At 71.6% G+C, this 23704-nt stretch carries 21 protein-coding genes and 1 riboswitch; of the genes, 8 read left to right on the top strand and 13 right to left on the bottom strand.

Annotation, left to right across the window (positions count from 1 at the left end):
• Positions 1–96: 96 nt before the first annotated feature.
• Positions 97–861 carry a VOC family protein gene (locus AB0B86_RS03390; RefSeq protein WP_357404670.1) on the top strand — a complete coding sequence of 255 codons (765 nt, stop codon included), beginning with the start codon at positions 97–99 and terminating at the stop codon, positions 859–861.
• A gap of 218 nt (positions 862–1079) precedes the next feature.
• Here the strand turns inward: AB0B86_RS03390 and AB0B86_RS03385 are convergent, their stop codons facing one another.
• The 4 genes from AB0B86_RS03385 to AB0B86_RS03370 form a co-directional block, all read right to left on the bottom strand.
• The gene (locus tag AB0B86_RS03385) at positions 1080–1940 is read right to left on the bottom strand and encodes an ABC transporter ATP-binding protein (protein ID WP_357415094.1); all 861 of its coding nucleotides are present in this window, start codon (positions 1938–1940) and stop codon (positions 1080–1082) included.
• A complete protein-coding gene (locus tag AB0B86_RS03380) occupies positions 1937–2965 on the bottom strand; it encodes an iron ABC transporter permease (protein ID WP_357404921.1) in 1029 nt (342 codons plus the stop codon). The genes AB0B86_RS03385 and AB0B86_RS03380 overlap by 4 nt, the downstream gene beginning before the upstream one ends.
• A gap of 184 nt (positions 2966–3149) precedes the next feature.
• Positions 3150–4079 carry an ABC transporter substrate-binding protein gene (locus AB0B86_RS03375; RefSeq protein ID WP_357404674.1) on the bottom strand — a complete coding sequence of 310 codons (930 nt, stop codon included), beginning with the start codon at positions 4077–4079 and terminating at the stop codon, positions 3150–3152.
• 112 nt (positions 4080–4191) lie between these two features.
• Positions 4192–4256: riboswitch (cobalamin riboswitch) on the bottom strand.
• Between the two features lie 178 nt (positions 4257–4434).
• A complete protein-coding gene (locus tag AB0B86_RS03370; protein WP_357415092.1) occupies positions 4435–6312 on the bottom strand; it encodes a M14 family metallopeptidase in 1878 nt (625 codons plus the stop codon).
• A 212-nt stretch (positions 6313–6524) separates the two neighbouring features.
• On the opposite strand from AB0B86_RS03370, the gene AB0B86_RS03365 reads away from it, so the two are divergent.
• On the top strand, positions 6525–7862 hold the full coding sequence (locus tag AB0B86_RS03365; RefSeq protein WP_357415090.1) for a C39 family peptidase: 1338 nt from the start codon (positions 6525–6527) through the stop codon (positions 7860–7862).
• A gap of 89 nt (positions 7863–7951) precedes the next feature.
• Here AB0B86_RS03365 and AB0B86_RS03360 read toward each other — a convergent pair whose 3' ends face one another.
• The 3 genes from AB0B86_RS03360 to mqnE all read right to left on the bottom strand — a co-directional run bounded on the left by AB0B86_RS03360 (position 7952) and on the right by mqnE (position 9967).
• Positions 7952–8263, bottom strand: a complete 312-nt coding sequence (locus tag AB0B86_RS03360) for a DUF4229 domain-containing protein (protein WP_357404680.1) — start codon at positions 8261–8263, stop codon at positions 7952–7954.
• Between the two features lie 73 nt (positions 8264–8336).
• Positions 8337–8774: a hypothetical protein gene (locus tag AB0B86_RS03355; RefSeq protein ID WP_357404682.1), complete on the bottom strand. Its 438-nt coding sequence runs from the start codon at positions 8772–8774 to the stop codon at positions 8337–8339.
• A gap of 23 nt (positions 8775–8797) precedes the next feature.
• Positions 8798–9967: an aminofutalosine synthase MqnE gene (mqnE, locus tag AB0B86_RS03350; protein WP_357415088.1), complete on the bottom strand. Its 1170-nt coding sequence runs from the start codon at positions 9965–9967 to the stop codon at positions 8798–8800.
• Between the two features lie 238 nt (positions 9968–10205).
• Here mqnE and AB0B86_RS03345 point away from each other — a divergent pair, with 238 nt between their 5' ends.
• From AB0B86_RS03345 to AB0B86_RS03330, 4 genes are all read left to right on the top strand, one after another.
• Positions 10206–11783 carry a C40 family peptidase gene (locus tag AB0B86_RS03345; protein WP_357415086.1) on the top strand — a complete coding sequence of 526 codons (1578 nt, stop codon included), beginning with the start codon at positions 10206–10208 and terminating at the stop codon, positions 11781–11783.
• Positions 11784–11897: 114 nt separating this feature from the next.
• Positions 11898–13511, top strand: a complete 1614-nt coding sequence (locus AB0B86_RS03340) for a hypothetical protein (protein ID WP_357415084.1) — start codon at positions 11898–11900, stop codon at positions 13509–13511.
• Between the two features lie 364 nt (positions 13512–13875).
• Positions 13876–15729, top strand: a complete 1854-nt coding sequence (locus AB0B86_RS03335) for a DEAD/DEAH box helicase (protein WP_357404923.1) — start codon at positions 13876–13878, stop codon at positions 15727–15729.
• Between the two features lie 107 nt (positions 15730–15836).
• Positions 15837–16457 carry a putative glycolipid-binding domain-containing protein gene (locus AB0B86_RS03330; RefSeq protein WP_357404925.1) on the top strand — a complete coding sequence of 207 codons (621 nt, stop codon included), beginning with the start codon at positions 15837–15839 and terminating at the stop codon, positions 16455–16457.
• 15 nt (positions 16458–16472) lie between these two features.
• Here AB0B86_RS03330 and AB0B86_RS03325 read toward each other — a convergent pair whose 3' ends face one another.
• From AB0B86_RS03325 to AB0B86_RS03315, 3 genes are read right to left on the bottom strand one after another with little or no spacing between them, the layout of a single operon-like run.
• Positions 16473–17564, bottom strand: coding sequence for a PLP-dependent cysteine synthase family protein (locus AB0B86_RS03325; protein WP_357415082.1), 1092 nt, complete (start codon positions 17562–17564; stop codon positions 16473–16475).
• 32 nt (positions 17565–17596) lie between these two features.
• Complete coding sequence (locus AB0B86_RS03320; protein ID WP_357415080.1) at positions 17597–18427, bottom strand: SDR family oxidoreductase; 831 nt, start codon at positions 18425–18427, stop codon at positions 17597–17599.
• Between the two features lie 50 nt (positions 18428–18477).
• Complete coding sequence (locus AB0B86_RS03315; protein WP_357404694.1) at positions 18478–18936, bottom strand: Lrp/AsnC family transcriptional regulator; 459 nt, start codon at positions 18934–18936, stop codon at positions 18478–18480.
• 269 nt (positions 18937–19205) lie between these two features.
• On the opposite strand from AB0B86_RS03315, the gene AB0B86_RS03310 reads away from it, so the two are divergent.
• The gene (locus tag AB0B86_RS03310) at positions 19206–19472 is read left to right on the top strand and encodes a BldC family transcriptional regulator (protein ID WP_007454516.1); all 267 of its coding nucleotides are present in this window, start codon (positions 19206–19208) and stop codon (positions 19470–19472) included.
• A gap of 103 nt (positions 19473–19575) precedes the next feature.
• Here AB0B86_RS03310 and AB0B86_RS03305 read toward each other — a convergent pair whose 3' ends face one another.
• Positions 19576–20205, bottom strand: a complete 630-nt coding sequence (locus AB0B86_RS03305) for a UbiX family flavin prenyltransferase (protein WP_357404696.1) — start codon at positions 20203–20205, stop codon at positions 19576–19578.
• A gap of 151 nt (positions 20206–20356) precedes the next feature.
• Between AB0B86_RS03305 and AB0B86_RS03300 the strand changes: the two genes are divergently transcribed.
• Positions 20357–21340, top strand: coding sequence for a terpene synthase family protein (locus AB0B86_RS03300; protein ID WP_357415078.1), 984 nt, complete (start codon positions 20357–20359; stop codon positions 21338–21340).
• On the opposite strand, the gene mqnP is transcribed toward AB0B86_RS03300, so the two are convergent.
• Positions 21329–22240, bottom strand: coding sequence for a menaquinone biosynthesis prenyltransferase MqnP (gene mqnP / locus AB0B86_RS03295; RefSeq protein WP_357404700.1), 912 nt, complete (start codon positions 22238–22240; stop codon positions 21329–21331). The two genes, AB0B86_RS03300 and mqnP, sit on opposite strands and share 12 nt — an antisense overlap.
• Positions 22240–23700 (bottom strand): menaquinone biosynthesis decarboxylase, encoded by a 1461-nt coding sequence (locus tag AB0B86_RS03290; RefSeq protein ID WP_357404702.1) that lies wholly within the window; start codon positions 23698–23700, stop codon positions 22240–22242. Before AB0B86_RS03290 ends, mqnP begins: the two co-directional genes overlap by 1 nt.
• Positions 23701–23704: the final 4 nt, after the last annotated feature.

The raw sequence follows: 23704 nt of genomic DNA, 5'->3' as shown, positions 1-23704 counted from the left end.
CGATTCGTCCATTTCCGCCCCGCGCCGCAGCGGGACGGTGCCAGGATTCCGGCAGGGGGTCGCCGTGGCCGCCCGGGCCGAGAGGGGTCTTTGACCGTGAGCACCGTCCCGCCGGGTACGCCCTGCTGGGCCGACCTGGCCACCCCCGACCTGACCGACGCGCGGCGCTTCTACCCGGAGCTGTTCGGTTGGACCGGCCGGGTCACCCCGGAGCCCGAGGCGGGCGGCTACACGGTCTTCCTGCTCGACGGCAAGGCGGTCGCCGGGGCCGGACCGCCGGCGATCCCGGACCAGGTGCCCATCTGGTCGACGTACCTCGCCACCGACGACGCCGAACTGGTCGCCGGCCGTGTCGAACGGGCCGGCGGGCAGGTGGTGGTGCCGCCGTTCGAGGTCTTCGACCGAGGCTGGATGGCGGTCTTCGCCGACCCGGCGGGCGCCACGTTCAGCGTCTGGCAGCCACTGACGATGCCCGGCGCCGAGGTGTTCAACGTGCCGGGCGCGATGAGCTGGAACGAGTTGGTCACCCCCGACCCCGAGGGCGCGAAGGTCTTCTACGAGCTGGTGTTCGGCTGGCAGCCCGACGACCAGGCGGTGGGCGGGATGACGTACACCGGGTGGCGGCTCGGGACGCAGATCGTCGCCGGGATGATGCCGCCGTTGGCCGACGACTTTCCGGCTGACCTACCCGCCTACTGGACCGTGTACTTCGCGGTGACCGACGCGGACGCCGCCGCGGCCCGCGCCGCCGAGCTGGGCGGGACGATCCTCGTGCCACCCCGGAACGTCCCGGCCGGCCGGTTCGCGGCACTGCGCGACCCGCAGGGCGCCCTCTTCTCCGTCATCGACCTGGGCAGCTGACCGGCCCAAACCTGCGCACACCTGGAGACGCCGGGGCAAGATCGTGCTCGATGCCGGATGTAGTGGTCAGCGCGCGCCAGGGATCGCGCTCGATCCAGGATGCAGTGGTCTCCGCCGGGCAAGATCGCGCTCGATCCACGATGCAGTGGTCTCCGTGCGCTGGTAGGCCACTCGTTCCTGCATCGAGGGCGATCTTGCGTGGCCCCCGCCCTATTCGCTCACCCCCGGGCAGCAGGGCGAGCGGGGCGGACGGGGACCACAAGCGGACCGTGGGTGCCGGGGACGACCCGCACGCTGGCCCGGTAGTGGGTGGCGAGCAGGTGCTCGGTGAGCACCTCGGCCGGGGTTCCGGCGGCCACCACCTTGCCGTCGGCGAGCATGACCATCCGGTCGGCGTACTCGCCGGCCAGGGAGAGGTCGTGCATCGTGGCGAGGACGGTCAGGCAGTGCTCGCGGCGCAACTGGTCGATCAGCTCCAGCACCTCCTGCTGGTGACCGATGTCGAGCGCGCTTGTCGGCTCGTCGAGCAGCAGCAGCGTCGCGCCCTGGGCGAGCGCCCGGGCGAGGAACACCCGCTGCCGTTCGCCCCCGGAGAGGGTGGCCAGTTCGCGGTGCTGGAAGCCGGTCAGGTCCAACCGCGTCAGTACGTCGTACGCGGCGTCGACGTCGGCCGTCGACTCCCGGCCCAGCGCCGGGATGTACGGGGTGCGCCCGAGCAGCACGTAATCAAGCACCGACATGCCGGGCGGCACCACCGGGGACTGCGCCACAGTGGCCACCACCCGGGCGCGGTCCCGGCGGCGCAGGGCGGCGCTCGCCGTACCGAACAGGGTGATCGCCCCTGGCGCGGGCAGCAGGCCGCCGACGGCGCGCAGCAGTGTCGACTTGCCGGCGCCGTTCGGGCCGATCACGGTGACCCATTCGCCGACGGCGACGGTCAGGTCGACGCCGGTAAGGATCGGCGTGCCGGCCAGGCTGACGTGCAGCCCGCGTACCTCGACGGCCGGCAGGTCGCGGTCGGCCGGCCGGGCGCCGGCGGACGGGCCGGCGGACGGGCCGGCGGTGGGTTCGGCGCTCATGTGAGCACCCGGCGGGCGGTTCGCAGCACGAGCACGAAGAACGGGCCGCCAAGTAGTGCGGTCACCACTCCGATCGGCACCTCGGAGGGGGCGGCGGCGGTGCGGGCCACCACGTCGGTAAGCGCCAGGAACGCTCCGCCGAACAGCAGCGACATCGGCAGGATCACCCGGTAGCTCGATCCGGCGAGCAGCCGGACGGTGTGCGGCACGATGATGCCGACGAAGCCGATCAGCCCGGTCGCGGAGACCGCCGCCGCGGTGCCCAGGGAGGCGGCGGCGATCAGCAGGTACCGGGTGCGCTGCGGATGCAGCCCCAGACTCCTCGCCTCGTCGTCACCGACCGCGAGGACGTCCAGCTCCCGCCGGTGCAGCAGCACCACCACTGTGGTCAGCGCGGCGTACGGCAGCACCAGCAGCACGTCGTGCCAACCGGCGGTGGCCAGCCGACCGAGCAGCCAGGAGTAGACCGGCTGGATGGTGTCGGCGTGTCGTTGCAGCAGGTACGTCTGCCCGGCGGAGAGGAACGCGGAGACCGCCACCCCGGCCAGGATCAGCATCGCGGGTGACCCGCGTCGCCCGCCGGCCGCGCCGAGCACGTAGGTCATCGTGACGGCAAGCAGCGATCCGGCGAACGCGGCAAGCGGGATCGTCATCGGCAACCCGGAGAGCGTGCCATCCCGACCGGCGCCGCCGAGGGCGATCGCCGCGGTGACCGCGAGGCCGGCGCCCGCGGCCACCCCGAGCAGGTACGGGTCGGCGAGCGGGTTGCGGAACACACCCTGGTAGCACCCACCGGCCATGGCGAGCAGGCCGCCGACGACCAGGCCCAGCACCACCCGGGGCAGCCGCAGCTCGGTGACGATCGCGATCTCCCGCTCGGTCAGCCCACTGTCCAGGTGCACCCCGGGGATCAGGTTGAGCAGCTCGGCGGCGACGCTGCCCGGGGGCAGGCTCACCGGGCCGAGCGACACCCCGACGACGAGCGCGACGAGCACCGCGAACACCCCGGCGACCAGCCAGCGCATCCGCAGCCCGGCCGGTCGGGCCACCGACGGCAGCCCGGTCGGCCGGGCCACGGAAGACGGCGCTCGACCGGGCACCCCAACCGTCGGCGTTGCAGTGGGCGTGCCCGCCGGTGGGGTCCCGGCCGGCCGAGCGGTTGGTACCGGTTCGGACACCTGTCGTGATCCGCTCACTTGGCCGCGACGCTCACGCGGGCACCTTGGCGACCGCGTCGATGATCACCCGGAGCAGGTCCACGACGCGCGGACCCCACCGGGAGGCGATGTCGTCGTCAAGCGCGACCACCTGGTTGTTCTTGACGGCGGTGAGGCCGGCCCAGCCGCTGCGGGCCTTGACCGTGTCGGCGTTCTGCTGGCAGCACCTGGCGTCGGCCAGGAAGACGAAGTCCGGGTCGGCCTTGACGATGAACTCCTGGGACAACTGCGGGTAGCCGGCGCTCTTGCCGTCCGCGTCGGCCGGGTCGGCGATGTTCGTCAGGCCGGCCTGGCTGTAGAGCGAGCCGATGAAGGTCTTGCTTGTCGCGCTGTACAGCTCGGGACCCAGCTCGTGGAAGTAGGTGAGCTTCTCGGCGCGCTGTGGCAGGTCCTTGACCAGCTTGGCGATGTCGTCCTTCATCCGGGTCACCACGTCGGTGGCCTGGTCGGCGTGCCCGGTAAGCGTGCCCAGCTCGGCGATCTGTTGGTACGAGTCGTCGAGGGTGGTCGCCGCCGGGGTGCGGTAGACCGGGATCTTCAGCGTGGTGAGCTGGTCGACGATCTTGTTGCGGTCGTCGGAGAGCACCACGAGGTCCGGGTTCTTACCGGCGATCGCCTCGGCGTTCGGCTGGAAGGCGGAGAGGTCGGTCTTCGGCGCGTCGGCCGGATAGGTCGACTGGTCGTCGACGGCGGTCACCTGCGGGCCGGCACCGATCGCGAAGAGCATCTCGGTGGCGCTCGGCGACAGCACGACGATCTTCTCGGGGCGCTTGTCGAGAGTGAGCGCGCCGACCGTCACCGGGTACGCGGCCGCCGCGGTGCCGGCACTGGGCTTGTCGTCGGCCTTCTCGGCGCAGGCGCCGAGGCCGAGCGCGGCGACCGCGAGGGTCGCGGCGAGGAGCCGAGGGGTACGTCTGAACATGGGGGCCTCCTGTCGGTCGAGGAGTGTGGTGCTTCGCCGACAGGGACTTTCGTACGCCCGCCCACGAGGCGCCCTTCCTCGAGAGCGCGTTTCGCGACCGGTCCGCAGGCGACCTGGCTCGTCCCCACCGACGGTGGGGCATCACAGTTGCGGGACAGCGCCGGATTTCGCACCGGCTTCGCTGCGGACTGGTCGCTAAGACGGTAGCGCACCGCGAGGACGTGCCGGATCGATCAAGCTCTGATCGCCGCTTGTCGATCGGCCCGGGCAGCCACCGGGCGGCATATGTCCCGGATCTGCGGGCTCGGGAGGGGGTGGTGGGGCCCCGTCGGGGGCGGAACGGGGCCCCACCCGATCAGGAGGACGTGATGGTGACGTTGTCCACAGCGGCCTCCACGAGACTGGCTCCGGAGGCGTCCGCCGCCTCAACGAGGATGCGGACCGACTGGCCGGCGTACGGGCTGAGGTTGAGGTTGGCCACCGCCCAACTGCCGTTGCGGTTGGTCGCCGCGCCGGCCTGGGTGAGCAGCGCTGTGGTGCCGCCGTTGTGCACCACGCTCACCCGCAGGTAGTCCGCCGACGAGGCGTTCGACCCGTGTGCCAGGTACCAGGCCAGGGAGAGGGTGAGCGTCCCGGACGAGGGCAGGGTCACCGCCGGGGACCGGGCGCTCGTCACGCCGCCGTCGAGGTCGTAGTCACCGGCTGCCGAGCCGGCGAGCCGGCCGGTGACCAGGTCGTTGGACCCGGCGTACGGGGTGAGCTGCTTGGCACCGGAGGACGTGGTCGCCTGGGCGGCACCCCTCTCGAACGCGCCGAGGGTGGCGGTGTCGGTGCCGGACGGGTTGATGGTCCAACCGGTGGCGGTCTCGAAGGTGTCCGACCAGACAGTGGTGCCGCCACCACCGCCGCAGTACTGCGCCTGCTTGCCGATCGCCCGGTACGGGCAGTCGGCGTACTCACTGAGCAGCAGCACGGCCTCGCGGTTACGGGTGGTCTGCGCAGTGATCACCTCGTCCGGCGGGTAGAAGCCGCCGCCACCGGACGAGCCGGGGTACATCTCGAAGGTGTACGCCCAGATGTTGTGGGTGGCCCACATCCAGTCGAGGCTGTCCCCGTCGGTGATGTAGAGGTCGCTCGACTGCTCCGGGGTGTAGCTGTTGGTGGCTGCCATCTGCTGACCGATGGTGGCGAAGGTGTTGTACTGGTCGGCGCTCATCCCGGTCGCGGTGTTCGCCGTGGTGTAGCCGTACGGCCAGAGCACCAACTGCGAGTACGTGTGGAAGTCGATGTTCGCCTTGATCTGCTGCACACCGCCGACCACCCGGCCGTTGACGAAGTTGCGCAGTGCCTGCGTCTCGGGGGCGGAGAACGCCGACGGGCCGCGGTAGGTCTCCGACGAGGTGCTGCCGGACGAGCCGCCGCAGCAGCCCCAGTTGTAGCCCCAGTTGCGGTTCAGGTCGGTGCCGACGTTCGACGAACCGCTGTTGGGCTGCCGGTTCTTGCGCCAGGACCGGTACGAGCCGGTGGCGATGTCGTATTCGCTGCCGTCCGGGTTGACCGTCGGCACGATCCAGATCTCCCGGCTGTTGACGATGCCTGTGATCCGGGAGTCGTTGCCGTAGCTGTCGGTGAAGAGGTTGAGCAGGTAGATCGCCATCTCGACGGTCAGGTGCTCGCGGGCGTGCTGCTGGGAGTTGAACAGGATCTCCGGTTCGCTCTCGTCGGTGCCGACGTTGTCGGAGATCTTCACCGCCATCAGGTCGCGGCCCTCGTACGACGAACCGATGCTGATCTTGCGGGCGATCGCCGGATGGTCGGCGACCACCTGGTTCACGACGGCCGTCAGTTCGGCGTAGTCGTGGTAGTTGGAGTCGGCGGGCGGGAAGGCCGTGGTGCCGATCTCGCCGGCGCCGCGCTCGGCGTTGGGCGGTGGCGCCAGGGGTTCGAGCCGAAAGCCGAGCTTGCTGATCGCGGCGGCCTCACCGGCGGTGGCCGAGATGTGCAGGACGCCGTGTTCGGAGTAGTCGATGGCGGCGCCGGTGCGGGCCACCGCGTTGCGGTCGGCGAGGGTGCGGGGCCCGAGCACCCGGTAGGCGGCGGCGACCGGCTCGGTGCTGCGGTCGGGTGCCGGTCGGGCGGCGACCGGCCCGGCGGCGACGGTGACGAGTCCCAGCCCGGTGACGACGGCGAGTACCAGGACGCGGCGGAGGGGGATGGGCGTGCGGAGGGCCATGGACTACCTCCTCGATGGGCGGGAGATCCCGCTCGGTGAAGAACACTTCACCATCCGTCACATGGTCATATCAACATTGATCGTTGCTTGGTCCATCCCAGGCGGATCATCGTGGCGGCAATGATTTTCCATGCGTCAACGTCTGGCGAAACTTCCTTCCGAACGGAAAGCTGACAGGCGACGATGCCCCTCTCGACCCCCGCGGAGCACTCATGGCCAGATCCCGCTTGCGCGCGGGCGCCCTCGCCGGCGTCACCGCGCTCACCCTGCTCGCCACCACCGCGCCCGCGATGGCCGGCCGCCCACCCACCGCCGACCACGACGAGCAGATCACCTTCCAGGACTGGTCCGGGCCCGCCGACTGGCACCGGGGCAGCCGGGCCGGCACCCGCGTGCTGCCCGGCGCCCGGGCGGGACTCACCCTGGACCGCCCGGCCGGCACCACCGAATACACCGACCCCCACACCGGCAGCACCCGCACCTGGGAGTACGGCACCTGGACCTCACCGGAGACCCGGATCGGCTTCGACGCCACCGAACTGATCGCGTCATGGAACGCGGAGACCCCCGCCGGCACCTGGATCCAGGTGGAGATGCAGGGCGGCTACACGAGCGGTGACCGCACCCCGTGGTACGTCATGGGTCGCTGGGCGTCCGGCGACACCGACATCAAGCGGACCAGCGTCGAACCGCAGGGCGACCCCTGGTCGACGATCTGGACCGACACCTTCAGCATCGACGACGCCGACGCCGGGGTGCTGCTGCGGTCGTACCAGCTGCGGCTGACCCTCTACCGGGCACCCGGGCAGACCGCCGCACCGGTGGTCCGGATGGTCGGCGCGATGAGTTCGACGGTGCCGGATCGCTTCACCGTGCCGCCCAGCGCCGGGCACATCGCCTGGGGCGTCGAGTTGCCGGTGCCGCGTTACTCGCAGAACGTGCACGCCGGGCACTACCCCGAGTACGACGGCGGCGGCGAGGCGTGGTGCTCGCCCACCTCCACCGAGATGGTGGTCGAGTACTGGGGTCGCAAACCGTCGGCGGCCGACACCTCCTGGGTGGACCCGACCTACCCCGACCCGACGGTGAACCACGCCGCCCGGATGACGTTCGACTACGCGTACGACGGGGCCGGCAACTGGCCGTTCAACACCGCGTACGCGGCGAGCTTCCCCGGACTGGAGGGTCGGGTGACCCGACTGCACTCACTCGACGATCTGGAGCGTTTCATCGCCGCCGGCATTCCCGTCGTGACCAGCCAGTCCTTCCTCGCCAGCGAGCTGGACGGGGCGAACTACGGCACCTCCGGGCACCTCTTCGTGGTGGTCGGCTTCACCGCCGACGGCGACGTGATCGTCAACGACCCCGCCTCGTCGAGCAACGAGGTGGTGCGCAACGTCTACAAGCGCACGCAGTTCGAGCAGATCTGGCTGCGGACCAAGCGCACGAACGCCAGCGGATGCACCTCCGGCGGCTCCGGCGGCATCGCCTACCTGATCAAGCCCACCTCGAAGCCCTGGCCCAAGACCCCCACCTCCACCACCTGGTAACCCACACCCCCACCCCACCCCCACCCCCAGCTGCGTCGATCATGAATTATTGCCCGTTCACTCGGCGTGTCGTGGCAATAACTTCATGATCAACGCGGGGAGTCGGGGTTTTGGGGGTTGGGGGGCGGGGTGGGGGCGCTGGGCGGGGTGGAGGGCTGGTCTTCGCCGGCTAGGGCGGAGCGGAGGCGTTCCTTTTCGGCCCGGCGGCGCTCGGTGGCGTCGGCCATCTCTCCAGCCATCTCGTCGCGCCAGCCGCGCAGCAGGAAGAAGGAGAGCGCGGCGGAGAAGACCAACGCCAACATCAGCTTCAGGAACACGTTCATGTCGATCAGCCAGAGACCGGCCAGCACGGCGACGAACAGCCCGATCCGGCCCAGCGTGTACTTGAGCGCGGCGCTCACCTGCACCACTCCGTTCTCTCCGTCGCCCACCGGTGCCGGCGGGACAGTCGATCCGCCCGACGGGCGGCCCCGGTCAGCCGGTCCGGCGGGTAAGCCAGCGGACACCCGGGAACCAGATCATCGCGTACGCCACGGTGAACGCCCCCGCCGCCAACGTCCCGGAGAGCAGCGTCGGCAGGCCTGCGGCCAGACCGGCGATCAGCAGCCCGACGAACACCCCGACGGCGGCGGCGACCACCGCCGCCACCACCCGGGCCGCGCCGAACGACCAGGCCCGAAAATCGTCCCAGAACAGCCAGGCCGGCAGGATCACTGCCAACCAGCCGTTGGTGTGCCCGAAATCGCCGGCGCCGATCGAGGCGAACGCCCAGTCGAACAGCACCAACGCCAGCGCACCGATCACCAGACCGGCCAGGCAGACCCCGAGCAGATCACCAAGGGTACGAACGCGCCCCTCGGCGTCCCGGCGGGGAAACCCGCCCTGCTGCTCGGAACCACTCTGCTCGGTCATCGACTGCGAGGGTACGTGGTGGCTCAGGCCCAGACCTGCTGCGGCTGGGCGCGACGCTCAGCCAGCGACGGGGCCTTGTCGTACTCGCGTACCACGTTGTAGCGGGTGTCCCGCTCGACCGGCCGGAAACCAGCGTCCCAGATCAGGTGCAGCAGGTCCTCGCGGTGCATGGTGTTCGGGGTGCCGTACGAGTCGGCGTCGTGCGTGATCTTGTATTCGACGACCGAGCCGTCCAGGTCGTCCACACCGAAGTTCAGCGAGAGCTGGGCCACCGACAGCCCGTGCATCACCCAGAAGTTCTTGACGTGCGGCACGTTGTCGAAGAGCAGCCGGGAGACGGCGAACGTCTTCAGCGACTCGGCCGGCGAGGCCATCGTGGTGCGCGCCTGGATCCGGTTACGGATCTTGCCGTCCGCCGAGTCCACGAAGTCGTGCTGGTAACGCAGCGGGATGAAGACCGCGAAGCCACCCGTCTCGTCCTGCAACTCCCGCAGCCGCAGCACGTGGTCGACCCGGTGCCGGGGCTCCTCGATGTGGCCGTACAGCATGGTTGCCGGGGTCTTCATGCCCTTGCGGTGCGCCAGGGCGTGGATGCGCGACCAGTCCTCCCAGTGGCAGGCGTGGTCGACGATGTGCTGCCGGACCTCCCAGTCGAAGATCTCCGCGCCCCCGCCGGTCAGCGACTCCAGGCCGGCGTCCATCAGCTCGTCGAGGATCTCGTCGGCGCTCAGACCGCTGATCTTCTCGAACCACTGCACCTCGGTCGCCGTGAAGCACTTGAGCTTGACGTTCGGCAGTGCCGCCTTCAGCTCACGCAACACCTTGGGGTAGTACCGCCAGGGCAGCGTCGGGTGCAGGCCGTTGACGATGTGCAGCTCGGTGAGCTGCTCGTCCTCCATCTCCTTGGCCTTGCGGACCGCCTCGTCGATGCGCATCGTGTACGCGTCCTTCTCGCCCGGCTTGCGCTGGAACGAGCAGTACGCACAGGACGCCGAGCAGACGTTTGTCAGGTTGAGGTGCCGGTTGACGTTGAACATCACCCGCTCACCGTTCAGCTCGGTCCGCTTGTGGTGCGCCAGCCGCCCCAACCAGGTCAGGTCGTCGCTCTCGTAGAGGGCGACACCGTCCTCCCGGGTCAGCCGCTCACCTGCGTACACCTTCGCTTCGAGCTCACGCTTGAGTCCGGCGTCCATGGCACGTCCCTTCCACCTGCGGTCCGATCGAGCGTACGTCGAGGGGTCGAGTAGGCCGGCGGCACGGTCGGCGACAGCGACCCACTTCACCAGACTCTCAGCCTCCCGTAACCCGACAACGCATCGACATGAGTGGCGAGGTGCGGTAGTAACAAGGTGGGGCGGAACACACACACTGGTACCGTCCCGGCGGTCGCGCCCACCGAGCGCGGCGACGAGCGGTTGAACGGGGAGCGGAATGGTCTACAGCGGGCGCGGGCGACGGCAGCGACGACGGAGCCCGGTGATCTCGCCGGTCCTGCGTCCGAAGCTCTGGGCCGCCCTGCTCGGCGCGATCGCCGCCGCCGTGCTGGCCACCCCCGCGTACGCCGACCCGGCAGTGCCCACGACGGTGCCGGACATCGGCGCCCGCCCGCCGGCGATCGGCACGCCCCAACTGCCCGGCGCCCCGCCCTTCGGCGGCGTCCCGTCGGCGCCACCGGTGGGCAGTATCGGCACCGGCCCGCTCGCCGCGCAGATCTACGCCGCCGAAACCCAGGTCGGCACGCTCGGTGAGGCGCTGCTGAGGAGTCGGCAGAAACGCGCGGACGCCCAGGCCCAGCTCGACGCCGCCAGCAAGGTGCTGGCGACCACGCAGGACGCCCTGCTCCGGGCCCAGCAGGACGCCGACGCGGCCGCCGCGGACGCCGTCAAGGCAGACGCCGCGCTGCCGCCCGGCGAGTTCGCCCAGGACCTGCGTGGGCTGAGCCGCCTGCAACAGATCACCCGCGGCGAGAAGGTCGACGGCGGCACCACCGGGGTGACCGGGGCGTTGGCCCGCGCCCACGCCGATGAACAGGCCGCCTACCAGAAGCACACCGAAGCCAAGACCCTGCTCAGCACCGCCCAGACGGAGTTCACCACGGGCGAGACGGCACTCCGCGCGGCCGAGGCGAGCCTGCTCACCCTGCGCCGCAACAACGCCGCCCAGCTGATCGAGATCGAGCGCCAGCAGGAGGCCGCCGAGCAGCAGTACGGCGCCGGCTACGTCACCAACCAGAACATCAGCGGGATGGCCGCCCACCCCCGGGCCATGGCGGCGGTCCGGTACGCGCTGGCGCAGCTCGGCGACCCGTACAAGTGGTCCGAGGAGGGGCCGGACCGGTTCGACTGCTCCGGTCTGATGTGGGCGGCGTACCGGTCCCGGGGTGCCGACTACTTCGACCTGCCACGGGTGTCCCGCGACCAGTACGCCGCCACCCGGAGCCGGACCGTGCCGCAGAGCGCGCTACTCCCCGGCGACCTGCTCTTCTTCGCCTCCGGCAGCAGTTGGACGACGATCCACCACGTCGCCATGTACATCGGCAACGGCAAGATGGTGCAGGCGCCCACCACCGGCGACGTCGTCAAGATCTCGGTCGTCAGCTGGTCCCGGTTGTACGCAGCGACCCGGGTGATCGGCGCGGTGCCAGCACCGGTCGTGACCGTGCCGACGACCCCGCCGGTCACGCCGCCCACCGTCAAGCCCACCCCGAAGCCGACGCCGACGCCCAAGCCGACGCAGACCACGAAGCCGACGCCCTCGACGACGCCGACCGGGCCGGCCACCCCGACGCCCACCGGCGGCACGACGCCGACGCCCACCGGCGGTGCGACGCCGACGCCGACCGAGAGCGACTCGCCGACCCCGACAGCCACCCCGGACAACACGCCGTCGACGCCGCCCCCGCCTCCCACCAGCGCGCCGGGCAGCACGACGCCGACGAGCACACCGGAGGCCGGCACGAGCGTCACGGGCAGTCGCAGCTCGGCGGGCAGTCCCAGCGCCACTGGCTGATCCGCCACGACCGGCTCCGGCTGTCCGCTCGGGAAGATCTGTGGCACCGTGACAACCAGGCACATCCGACTCGACGTCTCGGGTCCGGGTGCGAGCATGGCGCGGAGGGCGGAGATGGCCGAGCAGAGTGATCCGGCGGAGACTGTCGACCCCGTGGTCGTCCAAGCCGACCCGTCCGGGCCGGGCACTGTCGACCCGGCGTCCACGAAAGCAGCGGCCTCGGACGCCGCGGCCTCGGATGCGGACCCGGCCTCGGCCGCCGGCCCGGATTCCGACGGCGCCGCCAGCGGTGACGACGCCTCCGTGGACGCCGATCCCACTCCGGACAGCAGCAGTGTCGGCGCTGACGTGCCCGGCCCGGACGCCGGCCAGCCGCTTGTCAACCGCCCCGACGCCAGCCAGCCGGCGCCCACCCGCGATCACCCCGGCCCGGCCGCCGCCCCGGTACGGGCCCGCGCCAGCGTCGCGACCGCCGGAGCGCTGCGCAGTGACCTGCCGGCCAGCACCCCGGTGAGCGCAACCACCTACCGCGCTACCGGTTCCGCCGACTCCGCCGGCTCGCCCGGCTCCGTGGATGTCTCGTTGCCGGCGCAGCGGAAAGACTCGACCGCGCCGGCCCGGGCCAGCGCCACGGTTCCCGGCAGCAGTCGGGCCACACCCGGCGCCCTGGGCACTCCGGACACGCGGGGCAGCACGCCCGCCGTATACCGGGGCGGGCCGGCGCGTCCCGAGCCAGCCGACCCGGAACAGGCACCCGAGCCCGCCCGGCCGCCGGCGGCCCCGAAGCCGGAGCCGACACCCACGCCACCCGGCCCTGGGCCGACCCAGCCGGCGCCAGCCGAGCCGGAGCCCGCGCCAACCCCGGGGCCGTACCCGCCCGGCCCGATGCCGACGCCCGGGCCCCGCCCGACGCCGCCACCCGGTCCGGTTCCGCCCGTCCCGGGTCCTCCCATCCCGCCGCCCTCGCCGATGCCGCCCATCCCGGGCCCGCCGGCACCGCCCATCCCGAGCCCGCCCGTGCCGCCACCCGGCCCGCCGGTGCCCGCGCCACCCGGCCCGCCCGGTCCGATGCCGGCACCGCCGTTCCCGCCGCCACCGGCGATGATCGACACGCCCGGGGTACGGGCCAGCGCTGCGGCTTCGGCACCGCCGTCCGGCTGGTCGTCCACCGCCGGGACGGCAAGAACGGCAGCCGACGACGGGTGGGCCGGGGCGCCCGTCTCCGCGCCGCCGGTGATCCCCGCGCCCGCCCTGCCGACGTGGCCACCGTCCACCACCGGCACCTCCCGATCGGCCGGGAATGACAGTGGCGATCCAACCCGAGCCGCTGGCGCCGCGCGGACGCCCGGGAATGTCAGCGGGAGCCCGCGCGGGACCACGTCGACGGGCAGGCCTTCGGGTGGTTCTGCCACTCCGGGCGTTACCGGTGCCGGCGGAGGTCGGCACGACGGCGGCTCCGACCTGGCCGGCACCGTCTATGGCAGCGGCGATGGGCCGGGCTTCACCACCATCGCGATACCTGCCAACGCGGTGGAGAATTCCGGGTCGCTGACCGGGCACATCCTGGCCCAGGGCTGGTCGGACACGTCGGCCGAACGATCCCGGAACACCCGGGTGATGATCGTTCTGGCGGCGTCGCTGGGGCTGCTGGTGGCGATCAGCATCATGGTCGTGCTCCTCGCCGGTGACGCGCTCGACGGTCTGGTGGGCAGCGTCCTCAACGGGTGAACACCTGAGGGTGACGATGGTGAGTCCGCCCACTACCGTCCGGCAACCGGCTGGCGGCTTCGCCAGATCGCCGTACACTGGCTGAGATCACTGACCCGGCGCGCGTGGTGTGCGCCCCTGGGCGATCTTGCGGGCGATCCGGCGGCACAGCCGCGGCAGGCCATCGCGAAGATGCGCCCCGCTCGAAAGGCTTTTGTTGACCACCTCTGCTGACCCCAGCACTGTTACGTCCGTTTCCACCTCAGCTGCGACGACCGACACCGGCCGGGAGCAGCCCGTCGCCGCCCCCGGCGAGGCCGGCACCGCCCCTGCCCGGAGCGTCGCCCAGGCGGCCGAGCCCGCGCCGACGGCGACCGTCGATCCGATCAGCTTCGCCGCCCTGGGCTTGCCCGATCAACTGGTCCGCGCCCTGGCCCAGCAGGGCATCACCAGCCCGTTCGAGATCCAGCGGGCCACCGTTCCGGACGCGCTGGCCGGCCGTGACGTGCTGGGCCGCGGGCAGACCGGCTCGGGCAAGACGCTGGCCTTCGGTCTGCCGATGATCGCCCGGCTGGCCAACCGCAACCGGGCCCGGCCGATGCGTCCACGCGCCCTGGTCCTGGTCCCCACCCGCGAGCTGGCCATGCAGGTCAACGACGCGCTGGTGCCACTCGGCAAGTCCGTGGGCATCTTCCTCAAGACCGCCGTCGGCGGCGTCCCGTACGACCGCCAGATCGACGCGCTGCGCCGCGGCGTGGAGATCATCGTGGCCACCCCCGGCCGGCTCGGCGACCTGATCGAGCGGGGCATCTGCCAGCTCGACGACGTCGAGGTCACGGTGCTCGACGAGGCCGACCAGATGGCGGACATGGGATTCCTGCCCGAGGTGACCGACCTGCTGTCGAAGACCCCGGCGAACGGTCAGCGGCTGCTCTTCTCGGCCACTCTCGACGGTGACGTCGACGCGCTCGTCAAGCGCTTCATGACCGATCCGGTGACCCACTCCACGGCACCGTCGACCGCGTCGGTGTCCACCATGGATCACCACATGCTGTTGATTCCGCCGCACGAGAAGTTCCCGGTGGCGGCTTCGATCGCCGCCCGCGACGGCCGGACGATGGTCTTCGCCCGCACCCAGCTCGGGGTGGACCGACTGGTCGAGCAGCTGGCGGCGGTCGGCGTGCGCGCCGGCGGACTGCACGGCGGCAAGACCCAGCGGATGCGCACCAAGACGCTTGCCGAGTTCCGTGAGGGCCGGATGAACGTGCTTGTCGCCACGGATGTGGCGGCCCGGGGCATCCACGTCGACGGCGTCACCCTGGTGCTGCACGTCGACCCGCCGAAGGACCCCAAGGACTACCTGCACCGCGCGGGGCGCACCGCCCGGGCGGGCGAGTCCGGCGCGGTCGCCACCCTGGTGCTGCCCAAGCAGCGCCGCACCACCCTGGCGATGATGGAGAAGGCCGGCGTCGCGCCGGCCGAGACCCGGGTGCGGGTCGGCGACCAGGCCCTGGCCGAGCTGGTCGGCGCCCGCGAGCCCAGCGGCGTCCCGGTTCGCGTCGAGGCGGAGCCCCGGGGCTTCGGGGACCGCTCCGGCGGCCCCCGTCGCTTCGACGACCGGGACCGGGGCCCGCGCCGGTTCGGCGACCGCACGGGCGGCGAGCGCCGCTACGGCGACCGGCCCACCGGTGAGCGGCGCTTCGGCGACCGTCCACAGGGCGACCGCCAGTACGGCGACCGGCCGACCGGCGAGCGACGTTACGGGGACCGACCGCAGGGCGACCGCCAGTACGGCGACCGCCCGCAGGGCGAGCGACGGTACGGCGACCGGCAGCACAGCGACCGCCCTTCCGGCGAGCGGCGGTACGGCGACCGCCCGGCCGGTGAGCGAGGCTTCGGCGACCGCCCGCAGGGTGAGCGCCGGTACGCCGATCGGGACACCCGGGGTTACGGTGACCGCCCGCAGGGTGAGCGCCGGTTCGGTGACCGGCCGCAGTTCGGCGACCGGGACGGTCGGCCGAGCGGCGAGCGGCGTTTCGGCGACCGTCCGCAGGGCGACCGCCAGTACGGTGACCGGCCGACCGGCGAGCGGCGCTTCGGTGACCGCGACACTCGGGGTGGCTTCCGCCCGGACAGCCGGGTTCGCGACGATCGTCCCCGTGACGACCGGCCCCGCGACGATCGCCCGCGCGACGACCGGCGTGGTTTCGGCGGGCGACCGCCGGCGCGTACCCACTGATCTGACTGTTCCACCGGACGCCGTCGCGGAGTTCCTTCTCCGCGGCGGCGTTCGCGCATGCCCTGCCGAGTTCGGCGCTGTCGCGTAACGTCCGGCTCATGCCGACCATGCCGAAGTCGATCTTCTGGTCCCGCACGGACACCGCCGGCAGCGAGCAGGTGCTGCTCGACGACGGCCGCGGGTTGGCGGCCCGCGGCACCATGCTCGCCGTGGACCCGATCCCCTGGACCGCCCGTTACCAGCTGACCACCGCGCCGGACTGGACCACCACCCGGGTCGAGGTCGAGGCCGAAGGGTTGGGCTGGCTGCGCCGGGTGACGCTGGAGCGGACCACGGACCGGTGGCGGGTGACCACCGCCGAGCAGGGCGACCTGGACGCGGCGCTTGTCGCCGCCGGGCACCCTCGGGCCGGCCTGCCGGGCACGGATGATCCGGACCGGCTTGCCGACGCGTTCGACGTCGACCTGAGCGGCTCGCCGCTGTTCAACACTTTGCCGGTCCACCGGCTGGGGTTGGCCGCCGAGCCGGCCGACCTGGCCCACCGGATCACCGTGGCGTGGGTGCTGCTGCCCGGCCTGGAGGTGGTGTCGGCCGAGCAGATCTACACCGGGCTCGGGCCGGGTCGGGTGCGTTTCGCCAGCGGCACCTTCACCGCCGAGATCGACCTGGACGACAGCGGTTACGTGGTGCGCTACCCCGGGCTGGCCGAGCGGATCGACCCGCGCTGAACGGTGCCGACCGGCTCAGCCGGGCCAGGTGCCGCTGGTCAGGAACCTGTCGAGCGTGGCCAGGTGCGGGGTCAGGTCGAGGCCCTGCGCGGCGACCCACTCGTCGGAGTAGTAGGTGTCGGCGTACCGGTCACCCGGGTCGCAAATCAGGGTGACCACCGAGCCGGTCCGGCCCTCGGCGAGCATCGTGGCGATCAGGCCGAAGGCACCCCACAGGTTGGTGCCGGTGGAGCCGCCCACGCGGCGCCCGAGCAGCGCCGATCCGGTGCGCATCGCGGCAAGCGACGCCGCGTCCGGCACCTGGACCATCCGGTCCACCACCGAGGGCAGGAAGGACGCCTCCACGGTGGGGCGGCCGATCCCCTCGATCCGGGAACCCTTCCCGGTCCGGACCGACCAGTCGGCGGCCAACCAGGCCGGGTAGAACGCCGAGTTCTCCGGGTCGACCACGCAGAGTTTGGTGGCGAGCCGGCGGTACCGAGCGTACCGGCCGATTGTCGCGCTGGTGCCTCCGGTGCCGGCACCCACCACCACCCAGGCGGGGATCGGGTGCCGCTCCAACTCCAACTGCGCGTAGATCGACTCGGCGATGTTGTTGTTGCCCCGCCAGTCGGTCGCCCGCTCGGCGTAGGTGAACTGGTCCATGAAGTGCCCGCCGGAGTCCTCGGCGAGCCAACGCGCCTCGACCACCACTGTCGCCGGGTCGTCCACCAGGTGACACCTGCCGCCCTGGAACTCGATCTGCGCGATCTTCTCGGGCGAGGTGGAGGCGGGCATCACCGCGATGAACGGCAGCCCGAGCATCCTGGCGAAGTACGCCTCGGACACCGCCGTGGAGCCCGACGACGCTTCGACGACTGTGGTGCTCGGCCCGATCCAGCCGTTGCACAGCCCGTAGAGGAACAGCGAGCGGGCCAGTCGGTGCTTCAGTGACCCGGTGGGGTGCGACGACTCGTCCTTGAGGTAGAGGTCGATCCCCCAGGACCGGGGCAGGGGGAACGGCAGCAGGTGGGTGTCGGCCGAGCGGTTCGCGTCCGCCTCGACGGCGGCGATCGCCTCCGTCACCCAGGTCCGGCTGCCCTCGTCACACCGGTCGAGATGAGTCACGCTCGGAAACGTAGCAAGCAGGCCAGGCGAGGTCAGCGGCGGTCCGGCGACGCGGTCCGGCGACGTTGCCGGCGTTGGCCGGCCCGACCGGCGGCCCGGATCAGCGGGGTGAGTGCGACGGCCAGTCGGGGCATTGCGTCCAGCAGGCGCACCTGCGCTCCCCGCCAGCGGGGCAGGCTGACCACCGGGCGGGGTCGGCGGGCCAACCGGACCGCGCGGGCGGCCACCCGTTGCGCGGTGAGCACCGACCCGGTGAACGAGGCCACCGCTCCGGGGTCGTCCAGCCGGTCGTGCAGCATCGGGGTCCAGATGCCGTCCGGGCAGAGGCAGGAGACGTGTACCCGCCGGTACCCGGCCATCCGCAGGTCGGCCAGGGTGCCGAGGCTGAACGCCAGCAGGGCGTGCTTGCTCGCCGCGTACACCGTCTCGCCGGGCGCGGCGACCAGCCCGGCCAGCGAGACGACGTTGAGCACGTGGCCGTGGCCCTGCCCGCGCATGATCGCCAGCGCGGCGAGCGTGCCGTTCATGGCGCCGTGGGCGTTGACGTCGAGCATCCGGCGGCGGGTCGCGCCGTCGTGCTCCCAGGACGGGCCGGTGCTCAGGATGCCGGCGTTGTTGACCCAGAGGGCGAGGTCACCCCGGCCGGCCGCGGTCGCGGCGATGTCGGCGCAGGCGGCCTCGTCCCGGACGTCCAGGACGGCCGACCACCCGCCGAGCGGTGCCGCGGCCGCGCCCACCGCCCGGGCGTCAAGGTCGGTGAGCAGCACCGACCAGCCGTCGTCGTGCAGCGCGGCGGCGATGGCGCGGCCCAGGCCGCCGGCCGCGCCGGTCACCACGGCCACTCGGCGTCCCTGCGGGGTCATCGGCGCACGCTACCGCCGGCCGATCCGGTGACACCAGGGGTACGCGGCGGTCAGGCCGGGTTCGGCCCGACCCGCTGGGGGCGGTTCTCCCATTTGGTGGAGAGTGCGATGGCGGTGCGGGTGGAGGCGACCCCGGGGGTCCGGTTCAACCGCACGATCAACTGCTCCAACTCGGCGATCGTGCCGACCCGCGCCTTCAGCAGGAACGACTCCACCCCGGCCATGAAGTAGCAGGACTCGATCTCGGGCAGTACGCGCAGCGACTCGAGCATGTCGTCGCTGTCGGCGCCGGAGTCCTCGACGATGCCGATCAGCGCGGTGACGCCCAGCCCGATCGCCTCCGGCTCCACGTCGGCGCGGTAGCCGCGGACCACACCGCTGTTCTCCAGCTTGCCGACCCGCTCGTGCACGGCCGGGGCGGAGAGGCCCACCTGCCGGGCCAACTCGGCGTACGACAGGCGGGCGTTGCCGCGCAGCAGGTCGACGAGGCTCAGGTCGATGGCGTCCACGGAGAGTGACCTTAGCCGGTTACGCGTAACGCGACGCCTTCAGCATCCGTTGGACCAAACAGTGAGTAACTGTTAACGAACCGACAGTCAAGGCAGGGGTTGCACCAGTACCATTTACTAACTTCCCACTCAGTGCATTTTTCGCGTTTGGCGGACACGCCAGGTCCCTGGTGCTGTAATTGCCATACGTCCCTCATGACGGCTCTGGGCTCGCACCAGCCGGGGGCAGTGTGTTCAGCCAGGGGCTTCGTCGACGCGAGGAGGGGGCTGTGGACACTGGAGATCGCCTGCTGACACCGGGTGAGGTCGCCGCGCTGTTTCGGGTGGACCCGAAGACTGTGACGAGATGGGCGGCGGCCGGCCGGATAGGAAGCATCCGGACTCCAGGCGGGCATCGCCGGTTTCGGGAATCCGAGGTGCGAGCCCTGCTTGAGGGGGAGGGCATGCTGGACGAAGTGGACGAGGTCGGTAAGCCACGCAACGTGGGGCCGGCCGCATCCACCGGGCCGGGTCCGGCCAACGCCGGCATGTACTGAACTGGTGCGGACTACGCCACGCGGACCGGACGCCAGTCCGGTCCGCGTCCCGCTTCGACCGGATCGGGTCGGGCAGCACGAACACGTGCGCTGAGCCGACAGCTCAGCCCCGGGCCACGCCGAGCTGGCCGGACCACCGCCGGAACAGGCTGTGCGGGACGCCGAGCGCGTCAAGCACCTTGCCGGCCACGAAGTCGACCAACTGCTGCGCGCTGGCCGCCGCACCCGCGCCGTAGAAGCCGGGGCTGGCCGGCAACACCACCGCTCCGGCGTCGTGCAGCGCGATCAGGTGCTCCAGGTGACTGCGGGTCACCGGCGTCTCCCGGGGGACCACCACCACCGGCCGCCGTTCCTTGAGGTTGACCTCGGCGGCGCGCTGCAACAGATCCTTGGACAGCCCGATCGCGATGCCCGCGCAGGCCGCAGTGCTGGCCGGGACCACTGCCATGCCGCGTACCCGGTAGGAGCCGCTGCTGGGCCCGGCGGCCAGGTCGCCGGCCGGCCAGTACCGCACGTCCGCTCCGGTCAGGTCCCGGTCGAGCCAGCCGGCGAGGTCCTCGGCCCAGTGCCCGTCGCGGAACGGTCTTCCGGTCTCGTCGAGCACTGTGAGTCGGGCCGCCCGGGACACGATCAGGTCCACCGACTCGCCCGCGTCGAGCAGCCCGCCGATGACGGCCGCCGCGTACGGCGTGCCGGAGGCCCCCGAGACCCCGACCACCCATGGTTCCCGCATGCCCCCAGCCTGCCCGGTCCAGCCGACCCGCCGGTACGCACCCCCCGAGATTGCCTGTCCGACATGTCCGATGGGTGCATGGGCGTCCCGCCAACCTGACATGCTGCCGCTGGCGATTCGGACCGGACCCATCTCGCACAGGAGGCATCGGGTGACAACCGGCGAGATCCTCTGGGCGCTACGAGCCGACTGCCCGATCCCATCACGGCTCGCACCGCACACCGACCAGGTGCAGGAGTGGCTGCTCGACCTGCTGCCCACGCTCGACCTCCCGCTTGACGACACCGCGCTGCACCGGCTGTCCCGGGGAGCCTTCGCCAGGTACGCCGGGCGGCTCTACCCGGCGGCGACCGAAGCCGACCTGCGGGTGCTGACCGCCCTGTTCACCTGGTTCTTCCTCGTCGACGACGCCTGCGACGGACCGGACCGACTCACCTCGGAGCAGATCCGGGCACTGCGCGACGGCACGCTGGCGGTGCTGCACGACGGGCCGCGATCACCGCACCCCGGGCTGACCGGTCCGCTGCGGCAACTGCTGGTGCTGGCCTGGCGGGAGCCGCACCAGCGGATGCCGGCGCGGTGGCGGCTGCGCTTCGCCAACGCGGTGGCCCGGCACCTCGACGGCACCTGGCAGGAGGCGGTCAACAAGGAGACCGGCCACCGACCCGGCGTCAGCGAGTACGTCGAACTGCGGCGGTCGACGTCGGCGGCGGAGGCGTCGTACCCGCTTGTGGAGTTCGCTTGCGGTCGACAGGTGCCCGACCCGGTCTACCATCACCCGCTGCTGCGCGAGATCGCCCACGTCGGCAACGACCTGCTCTCCTGGTACAACGACCTGGCCTCGCTGGATCGGGACCGGGCCACCGCGGGCGGGCACAACCTGGTCCTGGCCATCGAGGGCGAGCTCGGCGTGTCGTCGGCGGAGGCGGTCGAGTTGGCCGCTGGGCGCTGGCGGGAGTCGATGCGGCGCTTCGTCGCGCTGCGGGCCGCGGTGCCGTCGTTCGGCCCGGCGCTCGACGAGGCGGTGAGTGACCATCTCGACGGGGTCGGGTACGCGGTCCGCGGCACCATCGACTGGACCGTGGAGAGCGCCCGTTATCCGGCCGCCACCGTCCAGCCGACCTCAGGGGCGTAGGTCGAGCCGGATCACCAGGTCGAGCAGGGCGAAGACGAACAGCGCGATGCCGACGAAGCCGTTGGCCGTGAAGAACGCGCGGTTGACCTTGCTGAGGTCGGTCGGGGTCACCACCAGGTGCTGGTAGCCGAACGCCACGGCGGTGAGGGCGAGCCCGATCCACCAGAGCCAGCCCAGGCCGATCAGCGCACCGAACCAGATGAACAGCGCGAAGGTCACCACGTGCGCTGCGGTGGAGGCGTGCAGCGCGAAGCGCCGGCCGTAGCGCGCGGGCACGCTGTGCACGCCGATCTCCTTGTCGATCTCGGAGTCCTGGCAGGCGTAGATCAGGTCGAAGCCGCCGATCCACAACCCGACGGCCGCACCGAGCAGCCAGGCCGGCCCGGAGCCGTCCAGGGTGCCGGTGACCGCCAGCCACGCGCCGACCGGGCCGACCGCCTGGGCGATCCCGAGAATGGCGTGCGGCCAGTTGGTGAACCGCTTGGCGTAGGGGTAGACGACGAGCGGCACCACGGCGAGCGGCGCGAGCACCAGGCAGAGCGGGTTGAGCAGGGCTGCCGTGGCGAGGAAGACCACGAGCGCGACGGCCGCGCCGGTCCAGGCCGTCCGCACGCTCACCGCCCCGGTCACCAGTTCCCGGCCGGCGGTACGCGGGTTCCGCGCGTCGATCCGCCGATCGAGGATCCGGTTGGCGGCCATCGCGAACGTCCGCGCGCCGACCATCGCCACGGTGATCAGCAGCAGGTCGAGCCACCGCACGTGCCCGCCGTTGACCTGCATGGCGGTCAGCGCCGACAGGTACGCGAACGGCAGCGCGAACACCGAGTGTTCGATGGCGACGAGCTTGAGGAAGGACTTGACCCGGCCCGGCTTCTCCACCGGTGCGTCGAGGACGGCCATCAGATCCCGTACTCCTTCCAGCGCTTGTCGACAAGGGCCGCGACCTCCGGGGCCATGGTCATCTCCTCCGGCCAGCCGCGGGTGTAGCCCTCGGTGGGCAGCTTGCGGGTCGCGTCGACGCCCGCCTTACCGCCCCAGAACTGCTGGTACGAGGAGTGGTCGAGGTGGTCCACCGGCCCCTCGGTGAGCAGCAGGTCGCGGGCGTAGTCGACGTTGCCGAAGGCCCGGAAGGCGACCTCGTTGTAGTCGTGCACGTCGCAGTCCTCGTCGACGATCACGATCAGCTTGGTCAGCGACATCAGGTGGGCACCCCAGATCGCGTTCATCACCTTCTGCGCGTGCTTCGGGTAGCGCTTGCGGATCGAGACGATCGCGCAGTTGTGGAAGACACCGGCGGCCGGCAGGTCGTAGTCGACGATGTCCGGGATCATGAGCTTGAGCAGCGGCTGGAAGATCCGCTCGGTGGCCTTGCCGAGACCGTGGTCCTCCTGCGGCGGCTTCGAGGTGACGATCGAGTGGTAGACCGGCTTGCGCTGCATGGTCATCGCCTCGATGTGCAGCACCGGGAACGGCTCGACCGGGGTGTAGTAGCCGGTGTGGTCGCCAAACGGACCCTCGGGCAGCCGCTCACCGGGCTCCAGGTAGCCCTCAAGCACGATCTGCGCGTGCGCCGGCACCTGCAACGGCACGGTGAGGCAGTCGACCATCTCCACCCGTTCGCCGCGCAGGAAACCGGCGAACAGGTACTCGTCGATGTCACCGGGCAGCGGGGCGCTTGCCGCGTACGACACGACCGGGTCGCAGCCGATCGCCACCGCGACCGGCAGGCGCTGCCCGAGTCGCTCGGCGACCGCGTGGTGGGCTGTCGAGTCCTTGTGGATCTGCCAGTGCATGCCCAGGGTGTTGCGGCCGTGCTGTTGGAGTCGGTACAGGCCCAGGTTGCGTTTGCCGGTCTCCGGGTGCTTGGTGTGGGTCAGCCCGTAGTTGTGGAAGATCCCGCCGTCGCCGGGCCAGACCTGGAGCCCCGGCAGCCGGTTCAGGTCGACGTCCTCACCCCGGTAGACGACCTCCTGGCAGGGCGCGGTCTTCACCTTGCGCGGCGGCACCGACTTGAGCTGCATGACCTTGCCAAGGCCCTCCCGGATGCCGGACCAGCCGACCGGCAACTCCGGCTTGACGAGCGCGCCGATCCGGGCGCCGATCTCGTCGAGCGACTCGACGCCGAGCGCCATCGCCATCCGCTTCTCGGTGCCGAACAGGTTGATCGCCAACGGCATCTCGCCCCGGGTCGGGCGCTCGAAGAGCAGCGCCGGGCCGCCGGCCCGCACCGTGCGGGTGACCACCTCGCTGATCTCCAGGGTGGGATCGACCGGGACGTCGACCCGGCGCAACTCCCCCGCGCGCTCGAGCGCCGCGAGGAAGTCCTTGAGATCGGTGTACGGGAAGCCACGAGCCGCCATGCCG

The sequence above is a fragment of the Micromonospora sp. NPDC049047 genome, from assembly GCF_040649135.1.
GTDB lineage: Bacteria > Actinomycetota > Actinomycetes > Mycobacteriales > Micromonosporaceae > Micromonospora.
This window is presented reverse-complemented; position numbering and strand designations above follow the sequence as displayed.

Coding starts and splice junctions, on each gene's coding strand:
- AB0B86_RS03385 (WP_357415094.1), bottom strand. CDS start 1,940: ATGAGCGCCGAACCCACCGCCGGCCCGTCCGCCGGCCCGTCCGCCGGC.
- AB0B86_RS03380 (WP_357404921.1), bottom strand. CDS start 2,965: ATGCGCTGGCTGGTCGCCGGGGTGTTCGCGGTGCTCGTCGCGCTCGTC.
- AB0B86_RS03375 (WP_357404674.1), bottom strand. CDS start 4,079: ATGTTCAGACGTACCCCTCGGCTCCTCGCCGCGACCCTCGCGGTCGCC.
- AB0B86_RS03370 (WP_357415092.1), bottom strand. CDS start 6,312: ATGGCCCTCCGCACGCCCATCCCCCTCCGCCGCGTCCTGGTACTCGCC.
- AB0B86_RS03365 (WP_357415090.1), top strand. CDS start 6,525: ATGGCCAGATCCCGCTTGCGCGCGGGCGCCCTCGCCGGCGTCACCGCG.
- AB0B86_RS03355 (WP_357404682.1), bottom strand. CDS start 8,774: ATGACCGAGCAGAGTGGTTCCGAGCAGCAGGGCGGGTTTCCCCGCCGG.
- mqnE (WP_357415088.1), bottom strand. CDS start 9,967: ATGGACGCCGGACTCAAGCGTGAGCTCGAAGCGAAGGTGTACGCAGGT.
- AB0B86_RS03345 (WP_357415086.1), top strand. CDS start 10,206: ATGGTCTACAGCGGGCGCGGGCGACGGCAGCGACGACGGAGCCCGGTG.
- AB0B86_RS03340 (WP_357415084.1), top strand. CDS start 11,898: ATGGCCGAGCAGAGTGATCCGGCGGAGACTGTCGACCCCGTGGTCGTC.
- AB0B86_RS03330 (WP_357404925.1), top strand. CDS start 15,837: ATGCCGAAGTCGATCTTCTGGTCCCGCACGGACACCGCCGGCAGCGAG.
- AB0B86_RS03320 (WP_357415080.1), bottom strand. CDS start 18,427: ATGACCCCGCAGGGACGCCGAGTGGCCGTGGTGACCGGCGCGGCCGGC.
- AB0B86_RS03305 (WP_357404696.1), bottom strand. CDS start 20,205: ATGCGGGAACCATGGGTGGTCGGGGTCTCGGGGGCCTCCGGCACGCCG.
- mqnP (WP_357404700.1), bottom strand. CDS start 22,240: ATGGCCGTCCTCGACGCACCGGTGGAGAAGCCGGGCCGGGTCAAGTCC.
- AB0B86_RS03290 (WP_357404702.1), bottom strand. CDS start 23,700: ATGGCGGCTCGTGGCTTCCCGTACACCGATCTCAAGGACTTCCTCGCG.